18 protein-coding genes are annotated in these 19,919 nt (G+C 32.6%); 13 read left to right on the forward strand and 5 right to left on the reverse strand.

The genetic code is table 11. The features are described 5' to 3' along the window. The first annotated feature begins 207 nt into the window (after nt 1–207). The 13 genes from J6L95_RS02620 (at nt 208) to J6L95_RS02680 (ending at nt 12,266) form a co-directional block, all read left to right on the forward strand. A complete protein-coding gene (locus J6L95_RS02620) occupies nt 208–552 on the forward strand; it encodes an Asp23/Gls24 family envelope stress response protein (protein ID WP_029070798.1) in 345 nt (114 codons plus the stop codon). A gap of 98 nt (nt 553–650) precedes the next feature. After that, complete coding sequence (gene nusB / locus J6L95_RS02625; RefSeq protein WP_029070797.1) at nt 651–1,058, forward strand: transcription antitermination factor NusB; 408 nt, start codon at nt 651–653, stop codon at nt 1,056–1,058. Next, nucleotides 1,058–2,308: an exodeoxyribonuclease VII large subunit gene (xseA, locus tag J6L95_RS02630; protein ID WP_287458046.1), complete on the forward strand. Its 1,251-nt coding sequence runs from the start codon at nt 1,058–1,060 to the stop codon at nt 2,306–2,308. Before nusB ends, xseA begins: the two co-directional genes overlap by 1 nt. Nucleotides 2,309–2,317: 9 nt before the next feature. Then, nucleotides 2,318–2,530, forward strand: coding sequence for an exodeoxyribonuclease VII small subunit (gene xseB / locus J6L95_RS02635; protein ID WP_029070795.1), 213 nt, complete (start codon nt 2,318–2,320; stop codon nt 2,528–2,530). 1 nt (nt 2,531) lies between these two features. Further along, a complete protein-coding gene (locus J6L95_RS02640) occupies nt 2,532–3,380 on the forward strand; it encodes a polyprenyl synthetase family protein (protein ID WP_287458047.1) in 849 nt (282 codons plus the stop codon). Further along, nucleotides 3,381–5,249, forward strand: a complete 1,869-nt coding sequence (gene dxs / locus J6L95_RS02645; RefSeq protein WP_287458048.1) for a 1-deoxy-D-xylulose-5-phosphate synthase — start codon at nt 3,381–3,383, stop codon at nt 5,247–5,249. Continuing rightward, nucleotides 5,230–6,027 (forward strand): TlyA family RNA methyltransferase, encoded by a 798-nt coding sequence (locus J6L95_RS02650; RefSeq protein WP_287458049.1) that lies wholly within the window; start codon nt 5,230–5,232, stop codon nt 6,025–6,027. The genes dxs and J6L95_RS02650 overlap by 20 nt, the downstream gene beginning before the upstream one ends. A 15-nt stretch (nt 6,028–6,042) precedes the next feature. Next, nucleotides 6,043–7,692: a DNA repair protein RecN gene (gene recN, locus J6L95_RS02655; protein ID WP_287458050.1), complete on the forward strand. Its 1,650-nt coding sequence runs from the start codon at nt 6,043–6,045 to the stop codon at nt 7,690–7,692. A 40-nt stretch (nt 7,693–7,732) separates the two neighbouring features. Next, nucleotides 7,733–8,920: a DNA polymerase IV gene (gene dinB, locus J6L95_RS02660; protein WP_287458051.1), complete on the forward strand. Its 1,188-nt coding sequence runs from the start codon at nt 7,733–7,735 to the stop codon at nt 8,918–8,920. Nucleotides 8,921–8,941: 21 nt separating this feature from the next. Further along, on the forward strand, nt 8,942–9,835 hold the full coding sequence (xerA, locus tag J6L95_RS02665; RefSeq protein WP_029073104.1) for a site-specific tyrosine recombinase/integron integrase: 894 nt from the start codon (nt 8,942–8,944) through the stop codon (nt 9,833–9,835). Between the two features lies 1 nt (nt 9,836). Beyond that, nucleotides 9,837–11,027 (forward strand): phosphopentomutase, encoded by a 1,191-nt coding sequence (locus tag J6L95_RS02670; RefSeq protein ID WP_287458052.1) that lies wholly within the window; start codon nt 9,837–9,839, stop codon nt 11,025–11,027. A gap of 1 nt (nt 11,028) precedes the next feature. Further along, nucleotides 11,029–11,301: a hypothetical protein gene (locus J6L95_RS02675; protein WP_287458053.1), complete on the forward strand. Its 273-nt coding sequence runs from the start codon at nt 11,029–11,031 to the stop codon at nt 11,299–11,301. A 59-nt stretch (nt 11,302–11,360) separates the two neighbouring features. Next, a complete protein-coding gene (locus J6L95_RS02680) occupies nt 11,361–12,266 on the forward strand; it encodes a DUF5688 family protein (protein WP_287458054.1) in 906 nt (301 codons plus the stop codon). Between the two features lie 95 nt (nt 12,267–12,361). On the opposite strand, the gene J6L95_RS02685 is transcribed toward J6L95_RS02680, so the two are convergent. The 5 genes from J6L95_RS02685 to J6L95_RS02705 all read right to left on the reverse strand — a co-directional run bounded on the left by J6L95_RS02685 (nt 12,362) and on the right by J6L95_RS02705 (nt 19,293). Then, nucleotides 12,362–14,356, reverse strand: coding sequence for a sensor histidine kinase (locus tag J6L95_RS02685; RefSeq protein WP_287458055.1), 1,995 nt, complete (start codon nt 14,354–14,356; stop codon nt 12,362–12,364). A gap of 8 nt (nt 14,357–14,364) precedes the next feature. Beyond that, the gene (locus J6L95_RS02690) at nt 14,365–15,066 is read right to left on the reverse strand and encodes a response regulator transcription factor (protein ID WP_287458056.1); all 702 of its coding nucleotides are present in this window, start codon (nt 15,064–15,066) and stop codon (nt 14,365–14,367) included. A gap of 131 nt (nt 15,067–15,197) precedes the next feature. Then, on the reverse strand, nt 15,198–16,061 hold the full coding sequence (locus J6L95_RS02695) for an ATP-binding cassette domain-containing protein (protein WP_287458057.1): 864 nt from the start codon (nt 16,059–16,061) through the stop codon (nt 15,198–15,200). Further along, nucleotides 16,046–18,145: a hypothetical protein gene (locus J6L95_RS02700; RefSeq protein WP_287458058.1), complete on the reverse strand. Its 2,100-nt coding sequence runs from the start codon at nt 18,143–18,145 to the stop codon at nt 16,046–16,048. The genes J6L95_RS02695 and J6L95_RS02700 overlap by 16 nt, the downstream gene beginning before the upstream one ends. 62 nt (nt 18,146–18,207) lie before the next feature. Next, the gene (locus tag J6L95_RS02705; protein WP_287458059.1) at nt 18,208–19,293 is read right to left on the reverse strand and encodes a hypothetical protein; all 1,086 of its coding nucleotides are present in this window, start codon (nt 19,291–19,293) and stop codon (nt 18,208–18,210) included. Nucleotides 19,294–19,919: the final 626 nt, after the last annotated feature.

Below are 19,919 nucleotides of genomic sequence, written 5' to 3' on the forward strand. Positions count from 1 at the left end.
ACAACAAGATTATACACCTAAACCACCCTGAAAAAAAGCGCTTTTTCTTCAGGGGTTTTCAGCGTGCAATAAAAACCATGAAAAATTACTGATAATTTTTTTAAATTTTTACTTGATTTCTATTATCCAATTTTTTTGTATCATTAAAGAGACTTGTAATCAGTTTCATTTTCTTATACAATGAAAAGGTAAAGAGAGGTATATCATATGGCTAATATCGAATATTACACATACAAGGAAAGTCCAATTAATGGCGATATCATGATGAGCGTACAGGTCTTCGATATCATTGTTAAACAGGTCTTTGAAGAAGATCCAGATGTAAGCTTGGATAAGACAAAGGGCTTTTCAATTTCAGGAACAAAAAATCTTGTCAGCTGTCGTATTGATCATAATGAAGTTTATATTACAGTTCATATCAGTGTAAAATATGGCACAAATGTCTCTGAAAAAACTAAAGAAATTCAGAGAAAAATTGCATCATCAATTAAGAATTATACAAACGTAAGTGTAAAAACAATTGATATTGTAGTTGTTAATATTGAATTCTAAGAAAAGCGAGTCATTTTCTTGCTTTTCTTTTTTATCTTTCATTCCTTTTTTTATAAGACTATGATAGAATATCAATGTTTACGGAGGTCTTTGAAAATATGAAAAAAACAGTTAGACAAATTGCAAGAGAAAAAGCAATTATTGGTATATATCAGAATTTAGCAGTTGGTGCTGATAAACAGGATATCATGAATTATGTAAAACATGATGATGTACTAAAAGAAGGGTTATCAGCCATGACATTCTGTGAATCTCTTATTGATATCGTATTAAAAAATAAAGAATCATATATCAAACTTATTGAAAAGTATTTAAAGAGAGGTTGGACTTTTGATCGTCTAAGCAAAATGGAACAGGCTATTTTACTAGTAGCTACTGCTGAAATCCTTGATACTGAAACTGATGAAAGAGTTGTCATCAACGAAGCTGTCATCAATGCAAAATCTTTCTGTGATGAAGGTTCTTACAAATTCATCAATGGGATCTTACATAAGGTCGTAAGTTAATGGACGAAAAATATTTATCCGTCTTTGCCCTCAATAAATATATTAAAGCAAGAATGAATAGTGATTATCAGCTGCAGGATGTTATGATCAAAGGAGAAATCTCTAATTATCGACCACATCCAAGCGGGCATATGTATTTTACATTGAAAGATGAAAATGCAAGTGTAAACGCCATCATGTTTGCTTCTAATGCAAAAAGGATGGCGTTTCATGCCAATAACGGGGATAAAGTACTTGTAAGAGGATATGTATCTGTCTATGAAAAGACAGGACAATATCAGCTCTATATTCGTGAAATGTCACGTGATGGATTAGGAAACCTTTTTATTCAATTTGAAGAACTAAAGAAGAAGCTCTCAAGTGAAGGCCTTTTTAATGAAGAACATAAAAAACCAATTCCTACTATCCCTCAAAGGATTGCAGTCCTTTCTGCTAAGCAGGGGGCAGCCTTACAGGATGTACTTAGAACAATAAAGGGACGTTTTCCCGCAGCAAGAATAATCATTTTCCCTATTCCTGTACAAGGAAAAGGGGCATTTATTAAAATCATAGAAACATTAAAAGGCATTGATCAGCTCAACTTCTCAACAATACTGCTCGTACGTGGAGGTGGCAGCATTGAAGATCTGTGGAACTTCAATGAAGAAGCATTAGTGCGCTGCATCTATGAACTTAAGACACCAATCATAACTGGTGTTGGGCATGAAACAGACTTTACGCTTGTCGATTTTGTCAGTGACTTGCGTTGTGCTACGCCTACGGCTGCAGCTGTCGCTGCGACACCGCATGTCGATGAACTTACAGAAAGTGTAGTACATAAGAAAGTACAGCTACAGACGCTATTAACAAGACGTCTTGAAATTGAACGTCAGCATCTTAATCATTTAAGAAGTCATTATTTCTTTAAGGATCCACATCGTCTTATTGAAAATGATCTATTAAAAATGATGCAATATAAAAATAAACTTGATGCTTTCCATGATAAATTTATGATTTCACATCAATCAATCATCAAGAAAAAATTACAGACATTAAGCTATCTCATGAACCAGACAATAGCCAAGGAACAATTTTCTTATATGAAGAAAGTTGAAAAGCTTGATCTTGTGAGTCCTTTAAAGACTCTTGCAAGGGGATATGCTCTTGTAAAAAAAGATGATAAGCTTGTAGATTCAGTCAATATGCTTTCTAAAGGAGACAAGGTTGAACTGACATTAAAAGATGGTCATGTGGAAGCGGAAATAAAGTAGGTGAAAGACATGGAAAAGAAAACATATGAAGAAGCAATGGCAAGACTTGATGAAATCATCAATTTGCTTGAAAATAATAAAGTATCCTTAGATGACAGCATAGCTCTTTATCAAGAAGGAGTAGAGCTTGCAAGCTATTGCGATGCGAAACTAAAATCAATTGAAAATCAAGTCACTAAGATCTATGAAGATCAGCAATTAAAAGACTATGAAGGTGAATAATATGGATATAATAATCAATGAAATCAATGAACGATTAACAGAAGTTATGTCCTCATTAAAAGATGGCAATGTGAAAGAGGCAATGACTTATTCATTGATGGCTGGTGGTAAACGTTTAAGACCATTGTTATTTTGTTATACGTTAAAAAGCTACGGTGTAGATTATCATGACTACATTGATGTTGCCTGTGCAATTGAGATGATTCATACTTACTCATTGATTCATGATGATCTTCCTGGCATGGATAATGATGATTTACGTAGAGGAAGACCAACTTGTCATATTCAATTTGATGAAGCCACTGCTATTTTAGCCGGTGATGGCTTATTAAATGAAAGCATGAATGTCATATTAAATATGGATATTGATGCGTCATTAAAAGTAGATATGATGAAAGTTCTATATGATCATTCTGGTGTTAATGGGATGATCTATGGTCAGCAGCAGGATATTTATTTTGAAGATCATCAGGCAGATTTAAAAGAGCTTGAAGATGTTCATCATTATAAAACAGGATGCTTACTTTCTGCACCACTAATTCTAGCTGGACTTATTGCCAACAAAAATGAAGTGCCAGCACTAAAAGATTTAGGATTTACCATTGGTTTAGCTTTCCAGATTCAGGATGATATTCTTGATGTAACAAGCGATACAGAAACATTAGGAAAGCCAGTAGGTAGTGATATTGATAATCACAAATCAACATATGTCACTCTACTTGGAGTTGAACAGTCACAGGATTATGCCAATAAGCTATTTAAATCCTGTCTAGAGAAGATATATGCTTTAACACTTAATCATGGACTAATGATTGAGATTATTGAAAAAGTTATGAAGAGAGTGAAATAAATGAATATCAAAGAGATAGACAATCCAAAACAGATTAAGCAGTTAAGTATCAATGAGCTAGAGCATCTATCTCAAGATATACGTACTTTTATTATGGAAAATGTCTCAAAAACAGGCGGGCATTTTTCTAGTAATTTGGGTATTACTGATTTAACTGTCGCTTTGCATTATGTTTTTGATTCTCCTAAAGATAAGTTTATCTTTGATGTAGGACATCAATCTTATGTACATAAAATATTAACAGGAAGAGCAAAGGATTTTTCTACATTAAGACAATATAATGGATTAAGTGGATTCCAGCGTCGCCATGAAAGTGAACACGATCCATGGGAAGCAGGACATTCATCTACTTCTATTTCAGGTGCTACTGGTATTGCGATAGCAAGAGATCTCAACAAAGAAGATTTTCAGGTTATTGCAATCATTGGAGATGCTGCTATATTAAGTGGTGAATCTTTAGAAGCATTAAACTATTTAGGAAGTTCTAATACGAAAGTTATCGTTATCTTAAATGATAATGATATGTCTATATCAAAAAATGTCGGTGGTCTTTCTAAAGCCTTATCAGATATTCGTGTTTCAAAGCAGTATAATGAAGCAAAAGATAATTATACGCAGTTTATGATGAAAACAAAGACTGGTAAGGAAATTTATAAAGCTACAAAAAAAGTTAAAGATAAAATCAAACATAGAGTCATGATTGATTCCTTGTTCCAGCAGTTTGGCATTGATTATCTTGGACCTGTCGATGGACATGATATGAGAGAATTGATTAATGCCTTAACAACTGCGAAGAAGCTGGATCATAGTGTTATTCTTCATGTTAAAACTATAAAAGGAAAAGGCTATCCTCGTGCTGAACAGGATAAAATAGGGCTTTATCACGGTGTTCCTCCTTTTGATTTAAAGAAGGGCATTTTAAATAAAACAAACACTCACTCACAAAAATGGAGTGAAGCGATTGCTAATCATATCGAATATATGATGGGTAAACATGATGACATATGTGTCATTACCCCTGCGATGATTAGTGGCAGTCAATTAAATCATATCTTTAAGTCCTATCCAAATCGTAGCTTTGATGTCGGTATTGCTGAAGAGCATGCTATGACATTTTTAGCAGGATTATCTGTTGGAGGAAAGTTCCCATTCTTAAGTATTTATTCATCATTCGCACAACGCGCTTATGATCAGCTTAATCATGATGTAGCAAGAATGGATCTTCCATGTCTTATTGGCATCGATCGTTCTGATTTAGTAGGAAGCGATGGCTCTACTCATCATGGGGTATTTGATATTAGCTTTATGAGAGGTATTCCAAATCTTATATTGATGGCTCCTTCTTCTCAAAAAGAAGCGGAAGCTATGATTAATACAGCTTACTATAATCATGATCATCCCTATGTTATTCGTTATTCTAAAAACAGTATTTCTAAGACTTCATTGCATAATGATGAACGTCTTGAAATTGGATCATGGGAATATCGTATTCATAGTGATGCCAAAACTGTCGTTATTACTTATGGTGATCATGTCAATGAAATTGAAGAAAGAATCAGATCTCACAATCTGTCTTGTGATCTGATCAATGCACGTTTTATTAATCCAATGGATGAAGAGATGCTCAATTCTATTGTAGATAAGAATATTATTGTGTATGAAACATGCATGGTAAATAGTTCATTGGGAAGTGCAATTGTTTTACATTATGCTAAACATCATCTAAATGTAAATATTTCTCTTATGGGCATTGGTGAACATTATGTGACTCATGGAGATATTGAAAATCTTCTTAAGCAAGAAAAGCTATCCATGGATGATGTCGAATTACGTATTCAGGAGTTAAATAATGAAAAAAGAGAGAGTTGATATTCTTTGTGTAGAACAAGGATTATTTGAATCACGTGAAAAAGCAAAAAGAGCGATTATGGCCGGTCTTGTTCACGACGAGCACGATCGTCTAGATAAGCCTGGCATGAAGATTCCACGTGATACAAAATTAGCTATCAAAGGTGAAAAACTAAAGTACGTTTCTCGTGGAGGATTGAAATTAGAGAAAGCATTACAGTCTTTTTCTATTGATCTTCATGATAAGATTATGATAGACATCGGTTCTTCTACTGGTGGCTTTACTGACTGTGCCTTACAGAATGGCGCTAAGATGGTTTATGCGGTTGATGTAGGAACTAATCAGCTAGTATGGAAATTAAGAAATGATGAACGTGTAGAAGTCATGGAAAAATATAATTTCCGCTATGCAAAAAAAGAAGATTTTAAAAGAGGAGATATTCAGTTTGCCAGCATTGATGTTTCGTTTATTTCTCTTTCACATATCTTCAAGGCTTTAGCTGACTTGATTGTAGAAAATGGTCAAGTTGCTGCATTGATCAAGCCGCAGTTTGAAGCAGGAAGGGAAGAAGTTGGTAAACATGGTATCATCAGAGATCCAGAAGTTCATAAGAAAGTCATTGAAAATGTCATTTCTTATGCCAATGAATCAGGATTCTCTATACAAGGTTTAACATATTCTCCAATTACTGGAGGAGAAGGCAATATCGAATTTTTAGGATATTTCCTCTTCGACAATAAAGAAAATGCTAAAATAGACATTGATGAGGTTGTTGATCAGGCTCATAATCATTTCTAGAAAGAGGTGACATTCATGCTAAAAAGTCTTTATATACAGTCATTTGTGATTATTGATAAAGTCTCAATAGACTTTGATGATCACATGTCTGTACTGACAGGTGAAACAGGTGCAGGTAAATCAATCATTGTAGATGCACTAGGACAATTATGTGGAAATCGTTCTTCTGCATCATTAGTAAGAAAAGGGGAAAACAAGGCGATAATCGAAGGTGTGTTTTCTCTAACTGACAATGAGAAGATCGCAAATGTTTTATCAGAACTTGGCATGGATGTAGATGATGAAATCATCATTACAAAAGAGATTTCTTCTCAGGGTAAATCTACTATCAAGATGAACTATCGTCCTCTTACTAATGCAGCACTTAAGATGCTTGCACCTTACTTGTTGCATATTCATTCACAGTTTGAGACGCAATCATTATTTTCCTTGAAAAATCATATCGTTCTTCTAGATGAATATATCGGCAAGGACATTCTTCCTTTAAAAGAGCAGTATTTACATTCTTATAAAGAAATGAAGTCTATTGAAAAAGAAATCAGAAGAATTGAAGAAGAAGAATTCAGTGATGAACAGATTGAATATTATGAAAAACAGTATAATGAAATCAAAGATTTCTCCTATACTGAAGAGTCTTTGCAGGAACTAGAAAATGAAGCTGACATCTTAAAGAACTATGAACAGCTTCATACACATGTTCATGCAATTGATCAGTTGCTTTCTTCATCAGATGGTGCATTTGAAAAGATTGATACAGCATTACATGAATTAGATGAAATCAAGGATATGGATGAATATGAAGAAGATTATAATACCCTCTATAATCTTTACTATTCATTAATGGATGTGCATAGTCACATCATTGATACCTTTGGACGTTATGAATTTGATGAATATCGTTTTAATGAAGTACAAGAAGAACTCTATGAAATATCTAGACTAAAAAACAAATATGGCTATAGTCTAGATGATATCTATGAAGCAAGAGATACTTTAAAACAAAAGATTGATACTGCTAAAAATAGAGATGATGTCTTGATGAAATTAAAACAGTCATTAAAGAGTGCTAAAAAGAAAGTAGAAGAAGATGCAATGCTTCTTCAAAATGTGCGTCAGCAAGCTGCGAAACAATTTGAAAAGGATATTAAGAAGGAACTTGATGATCTTTATCTTCCTCATGCAGCTTTCAAAGTACACTTTGAAAAAGCAGCATACACTAAAGATGGCGGCTATGATGTCATCTTTATGATCAGAATGAACACCGGACAGTCATTCGCTCCACTTAATGAATCAGCGAGTGGAGGGGAGCTTTCAAGGCTGATGCTTGCCATCAAGACAATCACATTAAAACATTCGTCACTAGATACCATCATATTTGATGAAGTCGATACCGGTGTTAGCGGCAAGGTCGCTGATGCTATTGGCTCTAAGATGGAACAGCTTGCACAGGAAAAGCAGGTTATCTGTATTACCCATCTTCCACAGGTTGCAGTACATGCATCCCATCATTTCTCTATTCTTAAACAGGATAAAGATGGACAGACTTATTCAAATACGAAACTTCTTGATGAAGAAGAACGCATCAATGAAATTGCGACAATGCTTTCTGGTGATCATATTACAAAAGAAGCGTTGGATAATGCGCGTACATTATTAAAGAGATAAGCATATAGTGATCCTATATGCTTTTTTAGGAGGAGTTTTTATGCGAGTCATATTTCATATAGATCTCAATGCTTTCTTTGCCAATGCAGAAATATCGCGTCATCCGGAATTAGCTAATAAACCCATTGTCATTGCTCATGACAGCAAAAGAAGTGTATGCTCAACAGCCTCTTATGAAGCACGTGCTTATGGGATTCATTCTGCCATGCCGGTCTATGAAGCAAAAAGAAAATGTAAACATCTTATCATTGTAGAGCCACATTATGATCTATATAAAAAGCTATCCCATCAGTTCTTTAATATTCTATTGAGCTATAGTCAAAAATTGGAAATTGCGAGCATTGATGAAGGATATATTGATATGAGCGACTACATTACAACGCATCATATTCATCCGGCTGATTTAGCATTAGAAATTCAAAATAAAGTTTTAAGACAGATTCACTTGCCTTGTTCTATTGGTATTTCACCAAACAAGTTTTTATCAAAGATGGCAAGTGACATGAAAAAACCATTGGGCATTGTGATGCTGACAAAATCAAATATTAGAGAAAAGCTCTGGCCACTGCCAGTTGATGAGATGTTTGGTATTGGCAAAAAAACAGCGCCTTATCTAAAAGAAGCTGGCATACAAACTATTGGCGATGTCGCCAACTATGATAATTATCAGACATTAAGAAGCATTCTTGGAAGACATGCTCTTCTTTATTATTATAAAGCAAATGGAAAAGATGATTCTAAGGTCATCTATGAAGACTATGATTTGAAATCCATCAGCAATTCAACAACATTTTTAAATGATATTGATGATCTTTCTTCACTAGAAGAAGAGTTTAGACCATTGGCAATGACTGTACATCAGCGTGCCATCAAAAGCAGACTGCTGACAAACACGATTGTCATTACTTTAAAATATAGTAATTTTAAATCAATCAATAGGCAGATGAACATTGATCATTATACAAACAGTTATGAAGAAATCTACAGCTATGCCATGATGTTATTAAGAAAACATTATGACTATAAGCCTATTCGCCTTATCGGGTTATCTATCAATAATCTAAAAAAAGAAGGTAAGATCAATGAGCAGCTTTCTTTCTTCACTGAAATAAAATCAGATCGTGAAAGCAGAGAAGTTCAAGTTGATGATATTATTAAACAGCTTAACAAGAATAACAATACGCATCTGATGAAAGCAAGTTCACTATTAAAAAAGACATCTTCGTGATATAATAAATAAGGTGATTACATGGAAATACAAGATACTTTGAAAGACTATAAAATGTATTTGATAGTAGAAAAAGGATTAAGCAAGAATACTGTTGAAAACTATCTTAGAGATCTAGATGATTTCTTTGTTCATGTCCGTAAATCACATAACAAAGATATTGATGCTGATGATATTGATGAATATCTTTGTTTTCTTGATGATCATTATGCAACGACATCTATACAAAGAAAGATTATTTCATTAAGACAATACTTTTTATTTCTTTTAAAAGAAAAGGTCATTGACCATAACATCATGGAACAATTTGATCTTCCTAAACAGCGAAGAACTTTGCCCCAGACTGTGTCACTTAATGAAGCAAGCAAGCTGTTATCCTGTATTGATCGTAATAAGATGGTTGGACAAAGAGATTACTGCATGATTACTTTATTGCTGAATTCGGGCATGCGTGTAAGTGAAATGGTTAATCTGACAGTAAAGCAGATCAATCTTCATGCAAGAAACATTCTTGTTAGAGGAAAAGGGGATAAAGAACGATTGATTCCAATTGACGATATGACTTGTGATATTATCAAGGATTACATGTATGAAGCTAGAAGGTCTTTTAATAAGGAAGGTATGAATCTTTTATTTTTGACGCAAAGAGGAAAACCTGTCACGAGAGAGAACTTCTATCAGATATTAAATAAATATGCTAAAAAAGCAGGAGTAAAAGCACATTTTACTCCCCATAAGTTAAGACATACTTATGCCACAACGATGCTTGAAGGACATGCTGATCTTCGTAGCATCCAGGAATTATTAGGACATAGTGATATTTCTACAACAACGATTTATACACATGTTAATAATAAAAAAATACAAAATGACTATGAAAGATTTTTTCCAGATAGGAAGAAAGAAGGAGAATAATATGAAACCATACAAAAGAATATTTGTCATTGTTTGTGACTCTATGGGTATTGGCAATGCAGAAGATGCTGAAAGATTTGGAGATAAAGGTGCCAATACAATTGGACATATCTGTGAGGCAAAAGGCGGTTTGCATGTCAGCAATATGGAAGGTCTTGGATTAGGAAATCTTGGAGATTTTAAAGGTATTCATCCTCATAACTGTCAGTTGGGTACTACAGCTAGCTTAAAAGAAGTTTCTAACGGAAAAGATACCATGACTGGTCACTGGGAAATGATGGGATTAAAGGTAGAAAAGCCTTTTAAGACTTTTACGGAAACAGGATTCCCTCAGGAGTTTATTTCTTTATTTGAAGAAAAAACTGGAAGAAAATGTGTTGGTAACTATGCTGAAAGCGGAACTGTCATCCTTGATGACTGGGGAGAACATCAGATTGAAACAGGGGATTGGATTGTCTATACATCTGCAGATTCCGTTTTCCAGATTGCTGCTAATGAAGACATCATTCCTTTAGAGGAATTATATAAAGCATGTGAAATTGCCAGAGAACTTCTAATGAGAGATGAATGGAAAGTCGGTCGTGTAATTGCTAGACCTTTTGTTGGCAAAAAGAAGGGTGAATTTAAAAGAACATCAAACAGACATGATTATGCATTAGAACCATTTGGAAAGACTGTATTAGATAGTCTTAAAGAAAATGGATTTGATGTATATGGTGTTGGTAAAATTCCAGATATCTTTGTCAATAAAGGAATTACTAAGGGCATTCATACAGTCTCAAATGAAGATGGTATGAATAAAACAATCGAATTAGCAAAACAACAACAGAATGGTCTTATTTTCGTAAATCTAGTGGACTTTGACGCTGTTTATGGACATAGAAGAAATGCGATTGGCTATGGAGATGCTATTGAAGCATTTGACAAGCAGCTTCAAGAATTAATGGGGTATATCAATGAAGATGATCTAATCATGATTACTGCAGATCACGGTAATGATCCAACTTGGACAGGAACAGATCATACAAGAGAACATGTACCACTTATCATGTATGCTAAAAATCTTACAAATCCAAGAAACCTTGGATTATTAGAAAGCTATGGTGTTATCGGTGCTACAATTGCTGAAAACTTTGGTGTAGAAAATCCTGGTATTGGTACATCAATCTTGAATCAATTAGAAAGAGATTAATATGGATCAGCAACTAAAAAGAAGACTAGTCGTAACACTTGGTGGGCTATTGATGAGTACCTTATTGTTTATGTTTGGTATTACCATCTCACATAACAATATCATAGTAGATAGCATCTATTATGGCATCTCATTATTATTGCTCATTACAACACTATTATCATGTATAAAGACATATAAACAATATAAGAAGATATTATTTGTATTTCTGATTATTGTAGATATCGCATTTATTCTTTTAACATCAACCTATATGATTAACAATCATTTCTAATAGTCAGCAAACGCTGACTTTTTTGTATTCAACTATAAAAAAAGAAAGGATTGATGTATATGAACTACAATGAATTTAAGACAAAGCTTATCGATGATCTAGAAAATAAGCTAAACGATGAATTTGATATCTCATTTAATAAGATTTATAAGATCAATGAAAGTTATGATGCCATGACCATCAGCAAAGACAATATTGGTGTCAATATTAACCTGAATAAACAATATAGAATGTATCTTGATAATTCTTATGATTATGCTTATCATAGTGCTATTCATATCATTGAAGAAGGATTTAGGAATAAGCCAAATATTGATATGAAAGAACTATATGATTATAATGTTATGAAGAATAAGCTTTTTATAGAAATCATTTCAATTAAAAGCAATACAGATCTTCTTAAAAGTGTTCCATATAAACAAATTGAAGATATGGCCATCGTATATCGATTTTTATTAAATAATGATAATGGACGTGCATCCATCTTAATTACAAATCAGATTCTGCATACATTAAATATTGATGAAAATAGACTTCATAATGATGCTATCAAGAATGCTCAAATCATTAATCCCATGATCATCAATGATTTAAGTGAAGTGTTATCTGAAATGATGAATGAAGATTATTCTACAAAAGAAAGAATCTTTATAGCAAGTGTTGCTGATAAGATACATGGAGCATGCGTTATAGCTTATAAAGGATTTATGGAACAGGCATCATTAAAAGCTGGTGGAGATTTTTATTTATTGCCATCAAGTATACATGAAGTATTAATTGTTCCTGACAATGGACATTTTCGTCTAGAAGATCTTCAAGTGATGGTTAAGGAAGTCAATGAGAATGAAGTTGATGAAATTGATCAATTAACTGATAGTGTTTATCATTATGATCATAAAGAACAGCTATTTGAGCTTGGTGAGAAGTATCTTCAACGATTAAATGCCTTATATTCTCATATATAAATTTTACATAATATACATTATGCGAAGTAGAATATATATTATAATTATAAAGGACAGAGCATTCATTGTTCTGTCCTTTTTCATATTATCCAGTTCTATTTTTTAAAATGAAGAACTACTTTAAACATATCACCATCGATTGTTAAATCAAATTTTCCCTCTTGGACTTCAGTAAAGCTTTTAGCAATTGCTAAACCTAAACCTGAGCCACTTTGATGTCTAGATTTATCACCACGTTTAAATCTTTCGACAATTTCTTCTGATGTGAAATTCATTTCTGCTTTGGAAATGTTCTTGAATGAAATTGTAATATCTTCATCGACGTTCAAGTCGATATAGACTCTGGTATTATCTAAAGCGTATTTCCCGATGTTATTGATGAGGTTTTCAAAAACACGATATGTCTTTTCTCCATCAAGCATAACCATCTGTTTATCAACATTGCTGTTCTTGATAATCTGTAATTTCTTTGATGAAAGAATTTCATCTGATTCAATCAAGGCCTGGTTTAATAAGGATACAATATCCAACTCTGTTTTCTTAATATTCATTTCACCGGAATTGACTCTTGCTACATCAAAGAGATCTTCAATCAGCTGCGTCATTCTGTTTGTATAATGGTTTAATTCCTTTAAATATGCTTCTCTCTCCTGCTCATCTTTTGTATTTTGAAGAAGAACAACATAGTTCTTGATACAAGTTAATGGTGTTTTTAGGTCATGTGATACATTGCTGATCAGTTCAGTCTTCATCTTAGAAGCACTGACTTCTTTATCAACCGCTTTTTCAAATCCATCTTTGACCTTATTTAATGAGTCTCTTAAATCATTGAAGCTTCCCAAATCTTCAGTGATTTCTTTGAACTCCCCTTCTATCATACGGTTGGTCTGATCAATAAGCTGCTGATAATGCTGTTTTATATCAATCAACTTGTTATTTAAATGGAGATATAAAGATACACCATAGACAACCATTAGAGGAATACCAATATAAGGAACAAATGATAATAAACTTAAGAAAAGAATAGAAACAAAACAAGTCAATGCAAGATTCTTCTTTTCAATCTCACTAATTGCCATCTCTGACAGCTGTTCATTTTTTTCTTTAACATACTTATAGAACAAATGAATGAATGTATGTTCACTAAAATAGTTTAATACGCCTTCACTAACAATATACTTCAAGCCAAATCCAATAATAGATGCGAAGAGATAGAAGATCATGAATAAGGTGAATAATGCGATATTTAAATTAAACTGCGTATTCGTTTTAATGAAATAGATTGGTACTTGATTTCCTAAATCACCTTGTATCATTGCAATCATTGCACTACCGGCAATACCTAAGGCTAAAGATATGATAACAGCATTAACGATGAAGAACCAATCTTTCATTGTCTTATATGGATTAAGTTCTTTAAGTATTTCAATAGGAATAAAACACATAAATATAATAATAAGAATACTTCCACAAAATAAGGTCATAGAGAAGAATCCAAGCACTGCCTCCAAATCAGAAACTTGAGCTAACAATCTTCTATCTGTAATTACTTTAGGAATCTGAATTTCTACTTTTAAATTTTTTGGGTTATCAATCTTAATATCGCCATCGTTATCAATATTTTCTAAAGCACCGTCAATAAGTTGATTTGTGAATAAATCATAATACTCAGATTTATTAATATGTAGTGTTCCATTATGATCATATGTTAATTCTAAGTGAAATCTCTTATTCTTTTTGTTTATATTGAGTTTATCTTCAACAGAACCATTCTGTGTATTTGTAAATTTATAATACACTTCATCAAATAAATAACTTTTACTATCAAGTATGTCTTTATATTGCTGACTTATTTCATTTCTTTTATCTTCAGTCATCTTATCAGGAAATACCAATTGCGAATGTTCAGGATGCATTCGTGAATCACCGTAAAGAACTAATTGCTGTAAACTCGTAGCAAGATTAGAATCAGTTAAATTTATACTATTGCCACTATATGCAACTGTTTTATAGACATGTACTGATAATGAAGAAAGCACAGTTAAAATCGTAATTATTAAAAATGATACAATCAGCTTTTTTTTCATCATTTTCTCACCTACATTTTCTCAATTTTGTATCCTAGACCCCAGACTACTTTTAAATATTCTGGCTTTTTAGAATTTAACTCAATTTTTTCTCTTAATTTTCTAATATGAACCATAATTGTTTCAGTATTGATTGCTTCCTGTTTCCATACGCTTTCATAGATCTGCTCAGCTGAGTAGATTCTTCCTGGTGATTTCATCAATAGTTCAAGAATCTCATATTCCTTCTTCGTAAGCCGTACATGTTCATTTCTCACACATACTTCTCTTGTATGAAGATCCAGTGAAAGACTTCCTACTTTAATAATATGATCACTAGATTCATGATTCTCAATACGCTCTAGCATTCTTTTGTAACGTCTAATATGCGCATTGACTCTTGCCATAAGTTCCATTGGTTCAAATGGCTTAGTTACATAATCATCAGCCCCTAGATTTAGACCGGTGATCTTATCAATTTCTTCTGTCTTGGCAGTAAGGAATATAACAGGCAAATCAAACTGCTTACGTAATATTGTGACCATGCTTATGCCATCCATGATGGGCATCATAATATCCACTATGGCAAGATAAATATCATCATTCAATAATGACAGACCTTCCTTGCCATTGGTTGCTTCTACAACTTCATATCCCTGTGATTTCAAGAATATCTTTAAGGTATTTCTGATTCCTTCTTCATCTTCTACTACAAGAACTTTATCTTTACTCATATCATCCCTCCTCGTCTATTAGTATAGGAAATAAAAATTAAGAAAATGTAGATATAAATCTTAAAAAATTCTAAACAAAAAAATTATATTCGTTCCTGTAAATAAATACAAGCAATCCTTTGGGGATTGCTTTATTGAACATAATAAAGATAAACATCTTCAAGGTTGATGTGTTCTTCATCTAGTGTGAATTGAGAATCCATTTTATCATCAGTGACAATGCGATATTGAAGACCACCTGAACGCTGCATAAAAACACCGTCTTTATAATGATTCTTTATTTTCTTATAGTAGAGATCATCAATAGGAATCTCTTTCACATAGCCTTTAATAGAATGAATCAATGACGTTGGTGTATCATTCTTGATAATCTTTCCTTTCTTCATCAATAATATATCACTAGCAATGCTTTCTACATCAGATACAATATGTGTAGAAATAAGCACAATCTTCTCTCTTCCTAAATGAGAAATAATATTACGCATGTGCGTACGTTCTCTTGGATCAAGACCAACCGATGGTTCATCTAAAATAATAATATCAGGATTCCCCAATAAGGCCTGTGCCAGCAATATTCTTTGTCTCATTCCACCAGAATAAGAACGAATTGAGTGATGTCTGACATTATAGAGATTCACCATCTTTAATAACTTAAGAGCCTGCTTATTGCATTGTTTTCTGCTGATTCCTTTTAATTCTCCAATATATAAAAGAAACTGCAATGCAGAAAAATCCTCATAGAAACCTTGCTGCTGTGGCATATAGCCTATCATCTTTCGATAGTCTTTTCCCATCTTTAAGATGTCTTTCCCATCCAGAAGAATGCTGCCGCTGCTCCTTTTTAAATTATCTGTCAATAAATTAAGAAGCGTAGACTTACCTGCTCCATTTTCACCAAGAATGCCATAAATGCCTTCATTTAGTGTCAAGCTGACATGATCTAAAGCGACATGACTGCCATAGACTTTTGTTAAATCTTCTATTTTGATTTCCATAAATTCATCCCCTTCCCACTCCATGATTTTTTTCCTGCTTTATATGCTATAAATCCAATCAGATAGAATATCATCAAGATCCAGCTTGTGTAGACGAATCCTACTTCATGAATAAGAGGAAGTATCATGACTGGCTGTATTAATGATAAATAATGTACATCAATATTAAACATCGAAATAAACTGCGGCACTACAAACAATATCAAAGTAAGAAAGCCTCCTTTAAAGCTACCTATCTTCATCAAAATAAAATTGATGATCATTGATAATGCAAAAAGAGACAACGTTCTATAGATTGTTAATAATACAATAAAGACATTAATAGATAAAGAAATGGGAACATTCTTGAAGAAAAGCAAGCTATCGAGAGGCGCACTAAAATATGTTAAGGGATATACTTTTGCCTGTACATAAAAATCAACTACTGTCCAAACAATTGTCAATAGAACAGAGACAATAAAATACATCAATATACGCTTATTGTAGAGATATGTTCTTCCCTTGGCAGTCGCTCTCAAGATAAGGTTCATCTCGCTTCTTTGATCATAATCCCATATACTTGAAAAGAAGAAACATATAAAAGCAACAATAAGCATCGCTTCTTTCTCCATTGTAAGAAACCCTTCACCAGCATAATGACCATCTTTACTTAAAAGCATCTTCCATCCATTCTGATCAATTAACCAGGCTTTCTTATTCTTCTTAACTTTATTAACATGAACCTCTATACTTTTTACTAAATTATATTCATTTTGAATATTATCCATTCTCATTTGTGCATCAAACAGTTCATCTTTGTTTATCTTCTTTTCTTCATAACGTTTTAAAACATCTTTATATCTCTTTACTTCTTTAGCATAGTTCTTCTTACATGGATCAATATATTCCACGAAAATGCGTTTACTATAAACACCACCATATTTTGAGTAAATAGCTTTCTGTTGTTCTATTGATCCTTGCGTTAAATAAGGAGAAGTATCTTGCATCTTGATAAACAGAACAATAAAACATAAAAGAAATATCCACCCCTTTTGAGTAATAATAACTTTATAGAATTCATGAAAGACTAACGGAAACTTAGTTATTATCAATTTTATATATGAATGAATAGTCTCAAGTATCCTCTCAATACTTGTCATAATATAAGATTGATGAAATGTTCTTTGAGTATGCCCTTTAAATAAAAGAATTCCAATTAATATCATAAATACTATGATAAAAAGACACAAAAACATGCGCTGTGCTTCTATAACCTGATTCATAAAAGAATAAGTTCTATAGCTTCTCAATAGATCAATGCTATTTAAACAGAGATAAAGATTATTATATTTCAATAAAGAAAAAGGATGAGATTGAGATAATGTCACATATACTAAATATTCAATAGCCACCAATCCACTAAAAATAGCGCTAGCTATACTTTTGTGAGAACATAATACAAGAATCATCCATAATACCATTACGACCATTACCTTCAGGATTGCACTCATTAAAATGTAAAGAATAAAAGCATTCCCGATAGACATAGGAAATGTAAAATCTTTAAAGTAAGATAAGGATTGTACACTTACAGAAAAGGAAGGAATCTCTTTAAATAATACACATGATTCCATCAGCAACAATGCATAGAGAAAAACATGCATAAGAATGCTGATAAATGTCAAAAGGAAAATTCTTCTTGTGACAAGACGCGTGCGTCCTTTTGGTGTCGTGGCAATAATCAACCTTAAAGACAGATGCTCATAATCCATATATGAGAAAACAATCATTATCATAAATACTAAGATCAGCACATGCACTAACATAAACTTAAATACTGAAACCAATCCTGCACCATGTGTCTGTTTCAACTGCACATCTGCGATACGCTTATATCTTCTGCTAGTGATTTCTCCCCTCTTTTTCGCAAACGTATTCGATTTTTCGAAAATACTTATTCCCGAATAAGACTCACTGACAGCCATGATTTTCTGTACATAAGTCTTATATTGTTTTTGATAGGCAAGTTCATTTCTATTGAAGGTTTCAATTGCACTATTCGAATAAGAAGACCTGCTTTGTATTGCAAATACAAAACAGGTCATAATAGTTATCAAAAAAAATGAAATAAACGACCGTTTATTAAAAAGTATTTTTCTTAATTCCATCATAACTTAGTATAGGGACTATATTTCTTTTTATTAACAGTCTCAATCTTCTTACTATCATGTATGCGAATTTGTTTTATGATATTTCCACTTGTATCATCTTCAATGGATAAAATTAGATCACCATCATACTGCCACATTAATAGAGTCTGATCCTCTTGATTATATGAAACTGAACCAATACGCTCTGATTTACCATCTTCTGCTTTCTTTCTGTAGATAGCACCGTCTCCTTCATAATAAATATAGCCATTCATAACTGTATAATTGCGAATAACAGATTGTCCAGCAACACTTATTTTATTAGAGTTTGTATTATATCTATATAGATTACCTGTATACTTATACCCATCTTCGCTCATTTCTCCTGCAATGAAGTAGACACTATCTCCATAGGGATGAATACGTATAATTTCCGGATGTCCTTTTTTCATAGCTTTAATAACCTCTAATTTATCCGATCCAAGCTTCATTCTATATAGTGTAGCTGACGTACCATGAATTTCATCATTGGTAAAATAAACATATCCCCGATGAATAGTAATTGTTGGATAATAAGTTGAATTATTCTCAGCACCATTTTGAATGCTCTTAACCTGTAAAAAACGGCATAGCTTCATATATCTGCTTCTAGTAGATCCATCAGCATTGATCTTTTCTAGATAGACGTAATCACCATATTTAAAAGGTGCATATAAGGATCCTTTGTAATATTGAATATACCTGTTTCCTACATACGATTCACCATTGCTTAACTTTAAATCATCCGAACATAAATTGGCATCACATTCAATTGTCTTATGAGAACAGTTAGGTTTCGTACATAAAGGTACAGTCTTCTTGCTTTTCTTATCAGTAAAAGTAATCTGATAATAATCATCATCATTCACATATTTAACATGATAAACACCATTTTTTGTATAAGCTTCATCAGGTGTCTGCCCAATATCAGGCTGGGCATCTGTTTCATAATTGAACGTGTAATTAATGTTTTCATTTTTAGTGGAATTTGCAGACTCACTCTTTTTAGAAGAACTATTATTAGTACTGCAGCCACTAATAAGTAAAGTACTTAACAATAACACTAAAAAAACTTCTTCATAAATTTCTCCTCTCACATCACTAATGTAACAATTGATTACATAGACTCTAAATAGTAACAAAATCCAAAAATATATTCTTTATAAATGAGCTACTTGAAAATTTAAAAATAATAAGATTAATAAGATATTAATGACTGCGCAAGTTTTGTAGTATTATTTCTAATGATCCACACTTTACCATTCACGTTTTTATACGATAAAACAAACTTGTATCCTGGAGCTGCATTAAAATGAAATTTTCGACCAGCACCGCTATATACAGTAGAATTATCTTTAAACAAGTGATAGCCAGTTGCAACATTTTTTTAATCTGAACTCAATTTTCCAGAAATAGAATTTGCATAAACATTAAAAACAAACATAAATGAACACAAGAACAAAGCAAAAATAGAATAAAATGATTTTTTTATAAAACACTCCTTTCATTTTCTATATGTAATATATGTAAATGATATCATTGATAATTTAAATGATAGCGTCAAGAATTTTGTGTAAATTCTTGATTCCTGTTTTTTTGATTTCTGTCTGATTTGTTTACTGCAGAAATGCAGTAGGCATGGTTCTATTCTTCAGTGACATCTGCATATGTGCAGATGTCACTGAACCAG

Source organism: Kandleria sp. (assembly GCF_017934775.1).
GTDB classification, from domain to species: Bacteria; Bacillota_I; Bacilli_A; order Erysipelotrichales; family Coprobacillaceae; genus Kandleria; species Kandleria vitulina.

Coding starts and splice junctions, on each gene's coding strand:
- J6L95_RS02620 (WP_029070798.1), top strand. CDS start 208: ATGGCTAATATCGAATATTACACATACAAGGAAAGTCCAATTAATGGC.
- nusB (WP_029070797.1), top strand. CDS start 651: ATGAAAAAAACAGTTAGACAAATTGCAAGAGAAAAAGCAATTATTGGT.
- xseA (WP_287458046.1), top strand. CDS start 1,058: ATGGACGAAAAATATTTATCCGTCTTTGCCCTCAATAAATATATTAAA.
- xseB (WP_029070795.1), top strand. CDS start 2,318: ATGGAAAAGAAAACATATGAAGAAGCAATGGCAAGACTTGATGAAATC.
- J6L95_RS02640 (WP_287458047.1), top strand. CDS start 2,532: ATGGATATAATAATCAATGAAATCAATGAACGATTAACAGAAGTTATG.
- dxs (WP_287458048.1), top strand. CDS start 3,381: ATGAATATCAAAGAGATAGACAATCCAAAACAGATTAAGCAGTTAAGT.
- J6L95_RS02650 (WP_287458049.1), top strand. CDS start 5,230: ATGAAAAAAGAGAGAGTTGATATTCTTTGTGTAGAACAAGGATTATTT.
- recN (WP_287458050.1), top strand. CDS start 6,043: ATGCTAAAAAGTCTTTATATACAGTCATTTGTGATTATTGATAAAGTC.
- dinB (WP_287458051.1), top strand. CDS start 7,733: ATGCGAGTCATATTTCATATAGATCTCAATGCTTTCTTTGCCAATGCA.
- xerA (WP_029073104.1), top strand. CDS start 8,942: ATGGAAATACAAGATACTTTGAAAGACTATAAAATGTATTTGATAGTA.
- J6L95_RS02670 (WP_287458052.1), top strand. CDS start 9,837: ATGAAACCATACAAAAGAATATTTGTCATTGTTTGTGACTCTATGGGT.
- J6L95_RS02675 (WP_287458053.1), top strand. CDS start 11,029: ATGGATCAGCAACTAAAAAGAAGACTAGTCGTAACACTTGGTGGGCTA.
- J6L95_RS02680 (WP_287458054.1), top strand. CDS start 11,361: ATGAACTACAATGAATTTAAGACAAAGCTTATCGATGATCTAGAAAAT.
- J6L95_RS02685 (WP_287458055.1), bottom strand. CDS start 14,356: ATGATGAAAAAAAAGCTGATTGTATCATTTTTAATAATTACGATTTTA.
- J6L95_RS02690 (WP_287458056.1), bottom strand. CDS start 15,066: ATGAGTAAAGATAAAGTTCTTGTAGTAGAAGATGAAGAAGGAATCAGA.
- J6L95_RS02695 (WP_287458057.1), bottom strand. CDS start 16,061: ATGGAAATCAAAATAGAAGATTTAACAAAAGTCTATGGCAGTCATGTC.
- J6L95_RS02700 (WP_287458058.1), bottom strand. CDS start 18,145: ATGACCTGTTTTGTATTTGCAATACAAAGCAGGTCTTCTTATTCGAAT.